Annotated in this window: 17 protein-coding genes; 7 read left to right on the top strand and 10 right to left on the bottom strand. The window is 52.2% G+C overall.

Annotated elements, in window-relative coordinates; translation table 11 throughout:
* Window positions 1-237 precede the first annotated feature (237 nt).
* The 3 genes from KQX66_RS04375 (at window position 238) to KQX66_RS04365 (ending at window position 2,463) form a co-directional block, all read left to right on the top strand.
* A complete protein-coding gene (locus KQX66_RS04375) occupies window positions 238-1,491 on the top strand; it encodes an MDR family MFS transporter (protein WP_216790203.1) in 1,254 nt (417 codons plus the stop codon).
* Window positions 1,492-1,601: 110 nt separating this feature from the next.
* The gene (locus KQX66_RS04370) at window positions 1,602-2,015 is read left to right on the top strand and encodes a thiol-disulfide oxidoreductase DCC family protein (RefSeq protein ID WP_216790200.1); all 414 of its coding nucleotides are present in this window, start codon (window positions 1,602-1,604) and stop codon (window positions 2,013-2,015) included.
* A gap of 79 nt (window positions 2,016-2,094) precedes the next feature.
* On the top strand, window positions 2,095-2,463 hold the full coding sequence (locus tag KQX66_RS04365) for a hypothetical protein (protein ID WP_253956931.1): 369 nt from the start codon (window positions 2,095-2,097) through the stop codon (window positions 2,461-2,463).
* A gap of 121 nt (window positions 2,464-2,584) precedes the next feature.
* Here KQX66_RS04365 and KQX66_RS04360 read toward each other — a convergent pair whose 3' ends face one another.
* The 4 genes from KQX66_RS04360 to KQX66_RS04345 form a co-directional block, all read right to left on the bottom strand.
* Entirely contained in the window at window positions 2,585-3,067 is a 483-nt protein-coding gene (locus KQX66_RS04360; RefSeq protein WP_216790196.1) for a DMT family transporter, read from the bottom strand.
* Window positions 3,064-3,792: a Crp/Fnr family transcriptional regulator gene (locus tag KQX66_RS04355; protein WP_216790194.1), complete on the bottom strand. Its 729-nt coding sequence runs from the start codon at window positions 3,790-3,792 to the stop codon at window positions 3,064-3,066. Before KQX66_RS04355 ends, KQX66_RS04360 begins: the two co-directional genes overlap by 4 nt.
* 30 nt (window positions 3,793-3,822) lie before the next feature.
* A complete protein-coding gene (locus KQX66_RS04350) occupies window positions 3,823-4,248 on the bottom strand; it encodes a DMT family transporter (RefSeq protein WP_216790192.1) in 426 nt (141 codons plus the stop codon).
* Window positions 4,249-4,426: 178 nt separating this feature from the next.
* Complete coding sequence (locus KQX66_RS04345) at window positions 4,427-4,834, bottom strand: hypothetical protein (RefSeq protein WP_216790190.1); 408 nt, start codon at window positions 4,832-4,834, stop codon at window positions 4,427-4,429.
* Window positions 4,835-5,300: 466 nt separating this feature from the next.
* Between KQX66_RS04345 and KQX66_RS04340 the strand changes: the two genes are divergently transcribed.
* The 3 genes from KQX66_RS04340 to KQX66_RS04330 all read left to right on the top strand — a co-directional run bounded on the left by KQX66_RS04340 (window position 5,301) and on the right by KQX66_RS04330 (window position 7,294).
* Window positions 5,301-6,005: a MerR family transcriptional regulator gene (locus KQX66_RS04340; RefSeq protein WP_216790187.1), complete on the top strand. Its 705-nt coding sequence runs from the start codon at window positions 5,301-5,303 to the stop codon at window positions 6,003-6,005.
* A 123-nt stretch (window positions 6,006-6,128) separates the two neighbouring features.
* On the top strand, window positions 6,129-6,989 hold the full coding sequence (locus tag KQX66_RS04335) for an aminoglycoside phosphotransferase family protein (protein ID WP_216790185.1): 861 nt from the start codon (window positions 6,129-6,131) through the stop codon (window positions 6,987-6,989).
* On the top strand, window positions 6,986-7,294 hold the full coding sequence (locus tag KQX66_RS04330; protein WP_216790183.1) for a hypothetical protein: 309 nt from the start codon (window positions 6,986-6,988) through the stop codon (window positions 7,292-7,294). The genes KQX66_RS04335 and KQX66_RS04330 overlap by 4 nt, the downstream gene beginning before the upstream one ends.
* Before the next feature lie 58 nt (window positions 7,295-7,352).
* On the opposite strand, the gene KQX66_RS04325 is transcribed toward KQX66_RS04330, so the two are convergent.
* The 3 genes from KQX66_RS04325 to KQX66_RS04315 form a co-directional block, all read right to left on the bottom strand.
* A complete protein-coding gene (locus tag KQX66_RS04325; protein ID WP_216790181.1) occupies window positions 7,353-7,823 on the bottom strand; it encodes a DinB family protein in 471 nt (156 codons plus the stop codon).
* 25 nt (window positions 7,824-7,848) lie between these two features.
* The gene (locus KQX66_RS04320) at window positions 7,849-8,379 is read right to left on the bottom strand and encodes a GNAT family N-acetyltransferase (protein WP_216790179.1); all 531 of its coding nucleotides are present in this window, start codon (window positions 8,377-8,379) and stop codon (window positions 7,849-7,851) included.
* A 346-nt stretch (window positions 8,380-8,725) separates the two neighbouring features.
* Window positions 8,726-9,601 carry a LysR family transcriptional regulator gene (locus tag KQX66_RS04315; protein ID WP_216790177.1) on the bottom strand — a complete coding sequence of 292 codons (876 nt, stop codon included), beginning with the start codon at window positions 9,599-9,601 and terminating at the stop codon, window positions 8,726-8,728.
* A 121-nt stretch (window positions 9,602-9,722) separates the two neighbouring features.
* On the opposite strand from KQX66_RS04315, the gene KQX66_RS04310 reads away from it, so the two are divergent.
* Window positions 9,723-10,928: an MFS transporter gene (locus tag KQX66_RS04310; protein ID WP_216790174.1), complete on the top strand. Its 1,206-nt coding sequence runs from the start codon at window positions 9,723-9,725 to the stop codon at window positions 10,926-10,928.
* Between the two features lie 6 nt (window positions 10,929-10,934).
* On the opposite strand, the gene KQX66_RS04305 is transcribed toward KQX66_RS04310, so the two are convergent.
* The 3 genes from KQX66_RS04305 to KQX66_RS04295 all read right to left on the bottom strand — a co-directional run bounded on the left by KQX66_RS04305 (window position 10,935) and on the right by KQX66_RS04295 (window position 13,629).
* Complete coding sequence (locus KQX66_RS04305; protein ID WP_216790171.1) at window positions 10,935-11,495, bottom strand: nitroreductase family protein; 561 nt, start codon at window positions 11,493-11,495, stop codon at window positions 10,935-10,937.
* A gap of 57 nt (window positions 11,496-11,552) precedes the next feature.
* Window positions 11,553-12,038 (bottom strand): MarR family transcriptional regulator, encoded by a 486-nt coding sequence (locus KQX66_RS04300; RefSeq protein ID WP_216790169.1) that lies wholly within the window; start codon window positions 12,036-12,038, stop codon window positions 11,553-11,555.
* Window positions 12,039-12,114: 76 nt separating this feature from the next.
* Window positions 12,115-13,629, bottom strand: a complete 1,515-nt coding sequence (locus tag KQX66_RS04295) for a monooxygenase (RefSeq protein WP_216790166.1) — start codon at window positions 13,627-13,629, stop codon at window positions 12,115-12,117.
* Window positions 13,630-13,654 lie beyond the last annotated feature (25 nt).

Raw genomic sequence — 13,654 nt, 5'->3', positions numbered from 1 at the left:
CCCCTAATGCAACTACATCAAAAAAGACGCTTCCGATGGAAGCGTCTTTCACATTTCAGAACAAATGTTCGATTTTTGAAGCAGTTAAAATAAAGCTCGGCTTATTCAATTTTCATTATTATTAGTATAAACCATTCATAATTATAAGTCTATACTTTTTCTGGATAACGTTCTATAGTTTGTATACCCGGCCGGGAAACCTGACAAGTTTCGTTGTGGAAAGGATAAGGTTTTGAAGTGCAAATCCGTTTATGGAATCCCAATTTGAAAGTGCGGTTATTTGGCGAAGGGCTCTTTAACCTGCTGTTTTGGATGTACTATCCGTTTATCACGGTCTATTTTGGCGCGGCGTTAGGCAGCCATATCGCCGGCATTTTGATGGCCATCCCTCCGATATTCAGCATCATCGGAAGTCTGCTCGGGGGAGCTTTGGCCGACCGGTTAGGAAGGCGTCCCGTAATGCTGCTGGGCGCTTCGCTTCAGACGGTGATGTTTGCCTTATTCGCGATGTCGTCGTCCCATTGGATGGATTATATCGCGTTTATCGGCATTGGGCTGGGTGGAGCCATCTACAGGCCTGGAAGCTCCGCTATGGTGGCCGATCTGGTGCCCGCGCACGAACGTCGCCAGATCTTCGCAACGTTCGTGACGGCGAATAACATTGGCGCCGTGCTCGGACCTGCGCTTGGAGCGATCTTCTTCTTCCAGTACCGGCAAGAGCTGTTGTGGACCTGCTCCGTGGTCCTGCTGCTGTATTTCATCGCAATGTATTTCATTGTTCATGAAACGCTGCCGCAGTCGGCAAAAAGCAGTCCGGATAGCTCCGTTCCGATTACCCGCGTATTCAAGGAGCAATTGAAGGGATACGGTATCATTTTTCGCGATAAAGTGTTCCTTGTTTATATTTTGGCTGGCATCTTTGCTCTGATCCCCATTATGCAATTGGATCTATATTTGGCCGTATACGTCATCAACGAGGTCCCTGCCCAGGCTCTGTTCGCATGGAAGGATGATTCTCTAGTGCTGTCCAGTACGGAGATCTTTGGCTGGGTGCTGGGGCTAAACGGTCTGATGTTTGTCCTGTTTGTGCTTCCTGTGACAAAATGGTTCCGCCATTGGAAAGAGCGAAATGTGTTCATTTTATCGTCGCTGTTGTCCGGAGTAGGCACCTTCGCCCTCGGACTGGGCACCAATATATGGTTTTTGTTTTTCATAACGATCATCTTCACCTTTGGTGAAATTGTACGCTCTCCGGTCACCCAGAGCTTTATTAGCCACTATGCCCCCGATCATGCAAGAGGACAGTACATGGCAGCCGACAGCTTGCAGGCGACGATCGGGAGATTTCTGGCGCCGATGACGGTTTTCCTGTCCAGTTGGGTACCGCCTATGGGAATTTTCAGTATCATTTTGGCAGTTGCATGCATCAGTATCGGACTATATATTCAGTTATTTCGCATGCATACGGAGCAGCCGGAGGCAGCGGATTGATGTAATCCAAAAAATTAAACGAAATTTAAACTTGAACCTGACTTCAATTTAACCTTGCAACGTTATTCTGGAACAAGAGAGATTGAATTCCAATCAGGAGGGGGGGGAGTATGGAGGACCCTAAGAAACACGGGGTTATTTTGTTCGACGGCGTGTGTAATTTTTGCAACCGGTCGGTTCAGTTTATCATCAAGCGCGACCGCAGCGGATACTTTCGTTTTGCCTCACAACAGTCGAGCGCCGGCAGCGCGTTGCTTGCAGCCTTCCCTGAAGCCCTGGGAACAGATTCGATCGTACTGATCGAACGGGAGAGGACGTATACCGAATCAACCGCGGTGCTGCGTATCGCAAGGCGTCTGGACGGATTATGGAAGGCGGCTTACTTGGCTATCGTCATTCCTCGGCCACTCAGGGACCTGTTCTATCGCTGGTTTGCACGGCGGCGCTATCGCTGGTTCGGCAAGCAGAGCTCCTGCATGATGCCTACTCCTGATATGAGGGAGCGGTTTTTAAGTACGGATTAATTCATTGGAGGGTTGAACTTTGATCTATCGCGTGCTTCGACAATCGATTCCGGCCACGATACGGTATTTTCTGGCCAGCATGTTCCTTCTGTACGGACTCGTCAAGCTGGTCTTCGGACAATTCGGCGAACCGACGGCGGAGATCGCCGCGGCCAAGGGCGAAGGCTTCGCCCTAGCTTGGACGTTCTTCGGGTATTCCAAAGTATACGAAATGTTTATCGGCTTGGGCGAGGTTGGTGCGGCGATTCTGCTGTTGTTTCCAAGGACGGCCACCTTGGGAGCCCTCATCTATTTTCCGATTGCCGTGAATGTTATGCTGGTCAATTACTGCTTTGACATCGGCGTGCAGGATTTGAGTACGGTGCTTGCGGTCATGTGCTTTGTGCTGCTTTGGCTGGACCGGAAGAAATTGCTCCTTCTCGTTTCCCGAAAGGAGATGAAGGCATGACAAGTTTTGTTATCGCGCAATTGCTCTTTATCTTTGCCGTAACGACCGTATATTACTACATCAAAGAACGCATGAAGATGAAAAGAAACGAACGGGCGGGCTTTAAATAGGCCTGCCCTTGTCAGGAACGGCCCGAAGGCACCTTGGACGCCTCCCGCGGCGCCCCGCTTTTGCCGCCCAATTTAAACACAACGATCCCGCCGACGATGACCAGCACTCCGATCAGCTTGCTGAACGTAAAAGGAACCTTGTCCAGACCGAGCCATCCCATCGAGTCCCACAACAATGCAAACCCGAGCTGCGCCGCCATCACGATCGAGACGGCAAACGTAGGACCAAGCAGCCTTATCCCCTGCACCACACAGGTGACCACCCCTACGCCGATCAAACCGCTAAACCAATACCAGGTCTGCATCGGATGCGGGGCAAATAAATCCGTTCCCTCAACAATCAGACCGAGCGTCAGCGAAGCCAGAAAGCCCAGTCCCAACACCAATGTCGTCGTAGCCCAAGAGCTCGCGCGCTCGTTCACCTTGCTGTTAAAAATATTTTGCAGCCCGACCAGCGAGCCTGCGATAAGCGACAAAAATAGTCCTACCATCATAATCGCGTTCCCCCTTTTCCCCGATGGTGCTCGTAAATGTTATGACCTGCCAACGCGCTTAATCCATTCCTGTCTTTCACCACGATAACCCCTTTGTCGCGCTCAACGAGACCTTTGTTGCAAAACTGCCGGATGACCCGGTTCAAATGTCTGTAGCTTGTGCCGATGAAATTCGCCGCGTCCGACAGACTGACCTCGCTTTGCTGCCCTTCCAATCGGGAATCGGATTCGTCGGAGGTGACGGACAATAGATAGCTGGCCAAACGCACTTCCACCGGATGCATCAGATTAAAGCTGAGCGAATTGGATTTGATGTAAAACTTCTGCGTAATGATTTCCAGCAAAAACCGCAGCAGCGGCGCATGATCTTTTCCGTATTTGTGCAGCCAGCGGTACTGGATGCCGATCATATGGACGGACGATACGGCCTCGACCGTATTGAGAATGGGTGTCCCGCGCACGTATTCGACGTCCCCGATCACCTCAAGCGGCGTCTTGAAAGAAAGAACGAGCGTTTTGCCCTCCGACGAGGTGGTATAGATCTTGATCTTCCCGTTCACAAGCACGTACAGATACTCCGGTGCTTGGCCTTGGGTGCAGATGAGATCCCCCTGCTCGAAGCCGTACAGCGACAAATGCGGCAGCAACGGTTCGTGAAATACGGAGTCGAGCTGAAATGCCCGCAAATAATGATTCAATTGCTCACGATCTTGAATTTCCTTCATACTCCGGCCTCCAGCTTCAACTTGCAGCAATCAAAATTTCAGGATAACCACACCGGCGATCATCATCGCAATCCCGATGAACTGCGGCAGCCCCATCTTCTGCTTCGCCACGCCGAACCATCCGTTGCAGTCAATGATGAAAGTCAAACCCAGCTGAGCGATCAGCAAAACGGCAATCGTCAAGGTTACGCCGATCTGATGTATGGCCGTGACGTTGCTGAAAATAACGACCGCCCCGAAAGCGCCGCCGGTCAAGTATAGCGGCTTTACTTGCTTGAATCCCTGCAAACTCCCGTCGCGGACGAAGATCAGGATCAGCAGCGCCGCAATGAATCCGGTGAACTGGGTGAGCGTCGCCGCTTGCCATGTGCCGATGTCTTGACTAATCCGGGAGTTGGCTACTCCTTGCAGGGTAATAAAGCCCCCGCCCAAAAACGCAAATAAACTCCCTCGCATATCTTCCCTCTCCCCAACTATACATTTTTCCATTATTAAATGACAGATCGAAGGATTGGGAAAGGACATATGTCCTGAATTGGCAAGTTGTCGTAGAGCTTTCGTCCGGGCAACGCAAAAGAGACCTTCGAGGACTTGAAGGTCTCTGACGTTTATATTAAAAATATTGATTCCGGCGTCACATTCGGCCCTCTTCATTGCCCCAATTGATTATTCTGAGCAGAACCTGATCCCGATCATGAAACCCGTAACCTGCGAAAAACGGAGAGGCCATTTTCAGAACGGAAAAGTGATTCTCCCGGATCAGCCGGTCAATCACTCTCCAGAAAACAATGGACAGATTGCCTTCCAAATAATCCTGGTCTTCCGAATATCCCTTCGGATAAGCATCACTGTCTGCAAATTCCTGCCAGCCCTGAAAGTCGACCTGCGTGTAGCCTTGGTACTTAAAATCGCCAGTATTATTGGTAAACGGCAGCACATTGGTGCTGGTCATGTACGAATTGGCCATTTGCCAATTCATGCCTTTCTCTATGGATTGAGCAGTAAAGATAAGCGCCCTCTCGGCTGAGCGTTTCGCCTCCATAACAGAGTTCTCTGTTGTGTCAAAGCATAGGAGTACGTAACCGTAGTACGGCTCGGAATCAAAGGCGAAATAACAGATTTCTTCGTTTGCATGCTCAGCCTAAAACTGCTTTATGGTGGAAACACTCTCTTGGAATAGCCTTTCCTCTACTTCCTTCCAGTCCGGTTCGCTCATTCGGTACCCGACTCCTTTATGCTGTATTGGCAGGGTTTGTCGCGGCCTGCTGCGCTTGTCGCCTTAATTATAGAACGAACGTTCCTGATTTTTCAAATTTCAACTGCGCGGTCAACTTAACGTTACCTTCGTGGGCCCGGTCATTTATTTGGAATAGAAAAAGCCTCGTGAACCTAGCCTTCATCATACAATTTATCTTTACTTGAATCTTTTAATTCAAGGTTTGCTTAGATGAGACGCTTTTGATATAGTAGAAATCTACTTTCGCTTCGTTTGTGAAGGAGGCCTGGAGATGCGGTATTACAAGCCGATCGAGATTGCCAGAGAACTGCACATTAGCACGAGCGCTTTGCGGCATTATGAGTCTTGGGGTGTCGTTCCGGCACCCGACCGCGCTCCGAACGGGTACCGCCTGTATACCAAGGTGCATTTGGCCTACTTTCGATGCCTTCGCGCGATGTTTCCTGCCTTTGGCGTCGGGCTCACGTGCCAAGTGCTTCGCCTCATTCAAAACGGAGATGTGGACACCGCCTTCTGGCTCGTCAACAAAGAGCAAGCGAACCTGCATCACGAAAAGACCGCTGCTGACCAGACACTGGAGCTGCTGCAAAATCCGGAGCTCCCTCTCGCCGCGAACAAAAAGCCGAAAACCCACATGAGCATTGGCGAAGTCGCCGCTTTCACCGGAGTACAGGATTCGGCGATCCGGCATTGGGAGAAGGAAGGGCTCATCTCGCCGGAACGCGATCCCGAGAATGGCTACCGGATTTTCACGCCGATGCATGTGCGGCAAATCTTGCTCATTCGCACGCTGCGCCGGACCGTCTATTTTCTGGATAATATGAAGGAAATCGTCCAAGCCGTGGAGCATCACAGCATCGAACAAGCGAAAAAGGTCACGGAAAATGCGCTGGTAAGCATCCATCAGCGTAATCGCCAGCAGTTCTATGGCGTGCATCAATTGGTTGAGCTTTGTCAAGAGCTCGGGCTGCAATAGGCTGCTACCAATCGACGAGCTGCCGAATGGTTCTTCGAACCGGCTTCCGTACGAATTTTCCATTTTTGGAATTGATATGGATACCTCGGAACATCGCGTTTAGGATGAGACAGGAGGTTAAATGTGGAGCATCTGGACGAGGTTATTTGGGTCGAGAAAACGAGCTTCGTTGACGAATTGCTGGGCCAAGAACTAACCGTTACCCCCCTACCGGCCGGACTGGAAGCCAACGTGCTGAAATTTTGTTCCCGTACGGACTGCGCTGTGCTTAAAATATGGAACAAAGCTTCGAATCCGGATGTACGTTTTCAACATGACTTGCTGGATGCACTTCGCCACAGAGGTATTTCCGTCTCCACGTCTTATGGATGGGGATATACCCCTTCCCGGCATAAAGTATTGTTGACGAGCTACGATGGCAGCCCGCCTTCAATAGTCACGAACCGACACGTAAAAGATTTCGCCGACTTGCTGCTGGGACTGCATCGATTACCGGTTCGGGAGCTGGGGCCTGCGCTCCTTAAAACATACGATTTCATTCCTTATTTCTATCCGGGAATTGAAGAGCATCCAGATATCCAGGCCGAACTGCTCCCGTTGGTTACAAGCTCCGGGCTGAAACGAAACAAGCTGATCCACGGCGACTTTAATTTGGGCAACATCCTCGACATCCAAGGAAAGTACACTATCATCGACTGGACCAATGCGCAATTAGGGGACGCCAGGTACGATTTGGCTTGGTCGAGCTTCTTGATCCATATTTACAATGGAGAAATGCTGGCCTCTGCATTCCGGAATGCCTATTTATCGGGTAGTGAATTCGATGCGGAAGAAATGCTAAGGTTTGAAGCGATTGCATGTCTCCGGTGGCTGCTGCTCCATAGAACCGCTGATGTCCCCAGAACCGGGACGACGATCCAGCGAGTCAATGACATCATCACCGGAAATAAATATTTGAAGAACGAAATAGGAGGATTTCCATGAGCAAACGTTATCGGATTACAAGGGAATTTAAAGAAAATGGAACTTCGGAGCAAGGCATTTCTTTGGAGGAGTGCAAACAGTATTTTTCGACCAAACCCGACTTTGCCTATACCTCGGTGTTTACGGTGACAGGGGTTACTACCATGTCCATTGAGGGAGATTTTTTCATGTGGAGCTGCGGCGATAGCAAGATCCCCTTCCGTCATTACCAGGGAGATATTTACGTATCCGGCTCCAATGAAGCGGTGATCCCCAAAATGATGGAGATTGCAGGCGAATTGGACGCGGACGTGCTGGAAGGATAATCTGGCGGAAAACGATGCATGAGGCCATGCCAAGTGGTTGGGATGGCCTCCAAAAAGCTTATACCCTGCTCTGCCGGTAAGCCTCCTTCACCCGCTCGATCTGCGCAAGGTGTATACGGACATGCTTGACGCGGTATTCCAGCATTTGACGAAAGGTAAACCTCGCCCCGTCTTCATACACGCCCACCCGCTCGCATTGCTCGGCTGTCAGACGGGCGAGCACAGGCTGCATATGGGCACGCAGCATTTGAAACAGGAGCAGATGCTGCTCACGGTCCTGCTTCTCATACCCGAGGTTTTTCACCCACAAGTCCTGTTCCCACGACATAATAAGCGGCTCGTCCTCCGCCAACACTTTTTTCAGCCTCTGTGTCGAGACCAGCTCGGAATCTGCAAGATGAATGAGAATTTCATGAATGCTCCATTTGTCCGGCGCCGGCTTGAAACGAAGCTCCTCTTCCGTCAATCCTTCGGCGGCTTCCCGCAGCATCTTATATCCACGATCGTATTCCTCAATCAACGCTTCCACTTTTGGAATCCTCCCTATCTCATAACTACGCTTCACTCTCGCCAAGGTCCAAGCGCCAGTCGTTGCATCGCATGATGCTTCCCGGCGGGTATTCAAAGCTGCATTCGGCAACAAACTGGAAGCCCAGCTTCCGGCAGATCGCGTTGGATGCAGGGTTATCGACGGACGGGAAAGCGTGCATGTACCTGTGCTTCCGCTCGGCCCTGGCGCTGGCCATGGCTGCCGCGGCTGCCATGGTCGCGATGCCTTTGCCCTGGTATGCCGGGAGAACACCCCAGCCGGTCTCATACACGGTCGCTCCTTGCCAGCTCCGCTCCCAGTACCCGATATTGCCGACCGCTTCGAGACTTGGCAGCAGGACGATACCGAACATGCGGCCGGTCCCCTTCGGCCCGATCTCAACGTACCGCTTGTGGCGCGCGAGAAGCTGCTCCTCCGTCTCCGGTCCTCCGAGATGCTCCAGCATCTCCGGTGTATTCAAGCGATACAGCAGATCAAGATCTGCTTCCGCCCAAGGCTCGATCCGTATTTGTAAGGCATCCGTTTCATCAGGCATCTCTCTCGCTCCTAATCGCAGGGTTCACCCATATTGTACCAGATGATCCGGTTTTATTCGACAACTTTCGCGCAGCGCCAACAGGAGCGCGTCATAAAAAATCGCCCTCTTGTGCTGCCAAAAAGGCTGAAACAAGAGGGCTTTCCGTTAGCGTACGGAGTCCACCGCGATAGTTTCGCCCCGAGCGATGGCCTGCAAGACGAGGCGGATCAAATGAACATTATGCTCAATATTAGCCGGTTCAAAAATGTCAAGGTGACCGCCAATCAATGCGTACTCCACGACCCATATTAAGAATTAATTCATAAATAATTCAGGCAACGTAACCGCCGGAAGGACAGTTACGTCAGTTTCTGAAATAATCGATGACAAAATCACGGAACCGCTCCGCCGCAGGTGACAGGTAGCGTCCTTCGATCCAGCCGATGCCGATTACCCGGCGGCACTCGGGCCAACGTACGCGCAGGAATGAAAGGTTGGCGCGTTCGATTCCTTTCGTATCGGGGATGACGGCAACGCCAAGACCGGCCGCGACAAGCCCGGCGATCGTATGGACCTCGTCCCCTTCGAACCGGATATCGGGACCGATTCCGGCCTCTTCGAACAGCTTGTCGGTAATTTTTCGCAGTCCGTAGCCTTTCTTGAACGAAATCAACGGCTCGCTGCGTATGTCCTCCAACAGAACGGATTCGGAAGCGGCAAGCGGGTGATTTTCCGGAACGATAACAAACAACTCTTCGTTCCATAACGAGACCCATTGGATGTGCTTCGTTTCTTGAGGGGCAGCCATACAGAGGTCGATCGCCCCTGCCGAGAGCTGATCCAGCAGGAACTGGGTGCTGTTTTGATGCAGCTGAAAATGAATCTGCGGGTAAGCCGAGCGAAAGGACCGGATGACATCCGGAATCGAGTGGACGCCGAGCGTATGAAGAAATCCCAAGGATACCTCCCCATGCTCCGGATGAATCAAATCCTCCAGCTCTCGCTTGCCCTCTTGATATTCGTTCATGATCCGGTTGACACGGTTCAAAAACAGGCGTCCGTACCGATTGAGCGCGATCGCACGGCCGTTTCGCTCGAATAGCGGGACGCCGAGTTCTTTCTCCAGCCGGGCAATCGAGCGGCTTAAAGCCGGTTGGGTAATACATAACGTCTGCGCCGCCAAAGTCATATGCTGCAATCGGGCAACCGTATGAAAATATTCGAGCTGCTGCCATTCCATTCCGATCCCTCCGTATCTTATTACACGTAAAACATCATTATAATAAAAACAATGCATTAGACAGCGCTTCTTGTCAATCCTATACTTGAATTGTCAATTCAACGGATGGAGGCGCCATAAGATGAACTATCTCGAACTCGGAAGCCCGGCGCATCGGAAGGCTTCGGTCAGCATGCTGCTGGGGAGCATCGTCACGTTTGCCATATTATACAGTCCGCAGCCGCTCATCAGTTTATTTTCGCAGCAGTATCAAGTTTCGCCGGCAACCGCCAGCGCTTCGATCTCGTTAACGACCATCGCCTTGGGGATGAGCTTGCTGTTTTTCACGGTCGTCTCCAATATTTGGGGTCGAAAAGGAATCATGAGCCTCTCGCTGCTGCTCACTTCGATATTCGCCATCGCTTCGGCCTTTATCCATGATTTTCAGGCTTTCCTCGTCTTTCGGTTTCTGGAAGGCATCAGCATCGCAGGCTTTCCGTCGATCGCCATGACTTATTTGAATGAGGAATTTTCTCCCCGGGCCATCGGGAGAGTTATCGGGGTCTATGTGGCGGGAACGGCCATAGGCGGTTTCATAGGCCGGATTATCATCGGAGGATTAACTGATCTCTTCAATTGGCAATTCGCCATGCTCATGATGGGAATCGTGAGCTTGCTACTTAGCTTGTGGTTCTGGTTCTATCTCCCGGCCTCCGGGAACTTTACCCCGAGCAAAACGTCCGTGCGGCAATGGCTTGCCGGGATGCGGGCCAGTCTGGCAGATAAAAATCTGCTATCCATGTTTATTACGGGCTTCCTGCTGATGGGCGGGTACATCACGGTGTTGAACTATATCGGTTACCCGCTTACGCAAGCGCCGTATCATGTCAGCCAAACGATTTTCGGCTTTCTGTTCGTAGTCAATCTGGTAGGGACTTGGAGCTCGATCTGGTTCGGAAAGCTGGCGGACCGTTATTCCCGAAGACGGGTTCTCGGCCTTGCGATTGCCATTTTTATTCTGGGCGCGCTGATGACGTTAAGCAGCCTTCTTGCCGTCAAGGTATTGGGGGTTGCGATCGTCGCGTTCGGCTTTTTTGCCGGTCATTCGGTGGCGAGCGGCTGGGTAGGCGTAATGGCGGTAAAAGATTTCAAAGCGCAGGCTTCTTCCTTTTACCTGCTGTTCTATTATGCGGGATCAAGTTTGGTCGGCTGGTCGGGCGGCTTCTTTCTCAACCGGTTCGGCTGGAACGGTCTGGTGTATTATACTTGCGCCCTGCTGGTAGTCTCGATCCTGGTCTCAGCGCAGGTGAAACCGCAAGCAGAAAAGAGGGGGCTCTCCCCCTCTTGAACGATCCTACCATACAACAAGCTTAGCTTCCGCCGGCGTCCGGGTTTTCGGCTTGGGGACTTTATCGAAATACCCCATGTGCAGGATGCCGACGATCCGTTCGCCTTCCCGGACGCCAAGTCCGCTGCGAAACACAGGGGAATGAATAAAGTCAACCGTCGACCAGATCATCCCGAGCTTTTGCTCCCATCCGAGCAGCTGCATATTTTGCATCAGGCAGCAGACGGCGGCGAAATCTTCATCTCTTTTATGCTCGTTTTTATCTTCCGTCATGACGACGATCAGATTGGCCGGAATTTGGGCCAGCTTTTTTCGCATCAGTTCTTTTAATTTGGACGGCAGCAGCTTGACCCGTTTCAAGTGGGCGGAGGCTTCAAGCGTAAGGGCAGCCAGCTTGTCCCTCCCCTCGGCGCTTCCCACATAAATAAACCGCCAAGGCTCCCGGAGGCCGTGATTTGGCGCCCATACCGCATCATTCAGCAGCTGCAGAACCAGATCCTGGGGAACAGGGGTCTGGTTGAACGTCCGGATACTTCTTCTTTCCCTGATCGTTTGGGCGATGCTCATGGCGCCATTCTCCTTTTCCGTACCGATGAGACGGCCGGCAGTCAAATTGTTAACCGCTCAGTAATCCCATTCCAGCAAATCCTGCAGCAGCTCCCGGGCAAAGGTCAATTGCTCCGGCGTATATTTATCCAATAAGAGCATAAACCGCTGTTCGATATCCTGATGAAGGCGGTCATGAATCAGATGCAGCTTCTGGCCTTTGGCCGTTAAACGAAAATAAACCTCTTTCTTGTTATCATGGAGCTGCTGTTTTTTGATCAAATCCAAGGCTAGCAGCTTTTGGGTGATCCGAGTGACGGACCCTTTGGTCAAATCCGTTTTCTCCGAAATCGTCGTCACGTTGATGGGCCCGTGGTCCCCTATGCAGGCGATCAGGTGAATCTCGGACAAATTGAGATCCAGCTTCTGGCGCAGCTCGGATTCCACCTTTCGCTTCTCTTCTGCGAATCGGACGGTAAATTTGCCGTCTCTCGTCTCCTGCTGCGTGATAAGTTCTACGAATAGCTTAAAAATCCACTGCTTGTTAAGTTGGGTTTTCGACATCGGTTTGAGGTCTCCTCTTCACACATCATCTCCTTCCAATTATACACCGATTGTTTCGAACAAAACAATAAGACCTTTAAATATGATGGCTTCCGCACCAACGGGCGATTCCCCGTTTGATAGCTTCCAGCGGCTGCGGCTCAGATCGGGGAACCGCCCACGCTATATGTCCGTCCGGACGAATCAGCGCCGTATGCACGTCGTCCCATTCGGCTTCGTTCCCGCTTCCGGCGATCGAGGCGCGAACAACTTGGATATGACCGTACCCCTCCCAAGGAACGACGTCGTTCAGCCGGTCATCGGAAGCGAAATGAAGCAGAACGAAGCAGCCGGAGTGAAACAGCTCATAAGCATTCCGAACGGTATCGTTGTCCAGTCGCAGCTTCAATTCCGTAAAGCGGCGTCCGTTCAACGCGTGCGGCAATGCCCCCTCATCCGGCGCATACCGGACATCGAACGCCGCGATCTGGGCCGCTAATTCCTTATTCGCTTCGGGGATGCGAAGCAAATCGGACAGCATGCTGCGCAGTCCCATCATTCTCGGCGAGAAGTCAAATCCCATCAGCAGCGTTTGCGCCTGTGTATTGCGAAGCAGCGCCGTATTTACGGGGAACCGCTCGGTATGGTAGCTGTCCAGAAGCCATCCGGGAGCCTGCCCCTTCAGCTCCGCCGCCAGCTTCCAGCCAAGATTCATCGCTTCCTGCAGCCCTACGTTCAGCCCCTGTCCTCCCGCCGGGAAATGAATATGCGCCGCATCCCCCGCGAGGAATATCCGTCCCTCCCGGTAACGCTTCGCTTGACGTGTCGCATTGCCGTAGCGGGACAGCCAGAACGGCTCGGAGATGCCTAGATCGCTTCCGAGAATACGCTCCAGCCCCGAACGCAGCTCTTCGAGCGTCACTGGTTCTTCCTTCGGCACCCCCATCCTCAGGGGATCGATCATCACGACCCGATGAAGCCGGTCCGTTACGGGGACAATCATGACCAGCCCGTGCTCGGTGAAGCGGGAAAGCCCGTTCGTTTCCGGCGGATACGCCAGTACGACGTCTCCGAGCATCGCGGTTAAGGTCGCGTCCGTGCCTTCGAACGGGATGCCCGCCTGCTTGCGTACAAGGCTTCCTGCCCCATCTGCGCCGACAGCATACGCTGCGGTCAGTACGGCTTCCCCTTTCGCGCCGACGGCAGTGACCTCTACGCCTCGCGCATCCTGGCGCACCGACACGACCTCCGTCTCCCGCCGAATTTCCACGCCAACACTTTGCGCCCACTCCTCCAGCACTTTCTCGGTATCGTGCTGCGAAATATACAGCGTGTAATTAGAGGAAGAATCCAATACCGAAAAATCCAAGCGGGTATCCAGCGCCGCAAAATGTCCGGTCGGAAGCGGCTTTCCGATGCTCATCAGCTTCGACTTCAAGCCGCGCAAATCGAACAGTTCAAGCGAGCGGGGATGAAGCGTCAGCGCCCGCGAATACGGCGTCGTATCCTTCAAGCGCTCAAACACGCATACCTTCACTCCGGCCAAAGCCAGCTCCGCTGCCAACAGCATGCCGACCGGACCTCCGCCGACAACGATCACTTCATAATCCATTCGTATCCTCTCCTTTTCTCCAACT

The sequence above is a fragment of the Paenibacillus oleatilyticus genome (assembly GCF_018998565.1).
GTDB classification, from domain to species: domain Bacteria; phylum Bacillota; class Bacilli; order Paenibacillales; family NBRC-103111; genus Paenibacillus_G; species Paenibacillus_G oleatilyticus.
Note: the sequence above shows the minus strand (reverse complement) of the source record. Positions and strands in the feature narration are given on the sequence as shown.

Coding starts and splice junctions, on each gene's coding strand:
- KQX66_RS04370 (WP_216790200.1), top strand. CDS start 1,602: ATGGAGGACCCTAAGAAACACGGGGTTATTTTGTTCGACGGCGTGTGT.
- KQX66_RS04365 (WP_253956931.1), top strand. CDS start 2,095: ATGTTCCTTCTGTACGGACTCGTCAAGCTGGTCTTCGGACAATTCGGC.
- KQX66_RS04360 (WP_216790196.1), bottom strand. CDS start 3,067: ATGATGGTAGGACTATTTTTGTCGCTTATCGCAGGCTCGCTGGTCGGG.
- KQX66_RS04355 (WP_216790194.1), bottom strand. CDS start 3,792: ATGAAGGAAATTCAAGATCGTGAGCAATTGAATCATTATTTGCGGGCA.
- KQX66_RS04350 (WP_216790192.1), bottom strand. CDS start 4,248: ATGCGAGGGAGTTTATTTGCGTTTTTGGGCGGGGGCTTTATTACCCTG.
- KQX66_RS04345 (WP_216790190.1), bottom strand. CDS start 4,834: ATGGAGGCGAAACGCTCAGCCGAGAGGGCGCTTATCTTTACTGCTCAA.
- KQX66_RS04340 (WP_216790187.1), top strand. CDS start 5,301: ATGCGGTATTACAAGCCGATCGAGATTGCCAGAGAACTGCACATTAGC.
- KQX66_RS04330 (WP_216790183.1), top strand. CDS start 6,986: ATGAGCAAACGTTATCGGATTACAAGGGAATTTAAAGAAAATGGAACT.
- KQX66_RS04320 (WP_216790179.1), bottom strand. CDS start 8,379: ATGCCTGATGAAACGGATGCCTTACAAATACGGATCGAGCCTTGGGCG.
- KQX66_RS04315 (WP_216790177.1), bottom strand. CDS start 9,601: ATGGAATGGCAGCAGCTCGAATATTTTCATACGGTTGCCCGATTGCAG.
- KQX66_RS04310 (WP_216790174.1), top strand. CDS start 9,723: ATGAACTATCTCGAACTCGGAAGCCCGGCGCATCGGAAGGCTTCGGTC.
- KQX66_RS04305 (WP_216790171.1), bottom strand. CDS start 11,495: ATGAGCATCGCCCAAACGATCAGGGAAAGAAGAAGTATCCGGACGTTC.
- KQX66_RS04300 (WP_216790169.1), bottom strand. CDS start 12,038: ATGTCGAAAACCCAACTTAACAAGCAGTGGATTTTTAAGCTATTCGTA.
- KQX66_RS04295 (WP_216790166.1), bottom strand. CDS start 13,629: ATGGATTATGAAGTGATCGTTGTCGGCGGAGGTCCGGTCGGCATGCTG.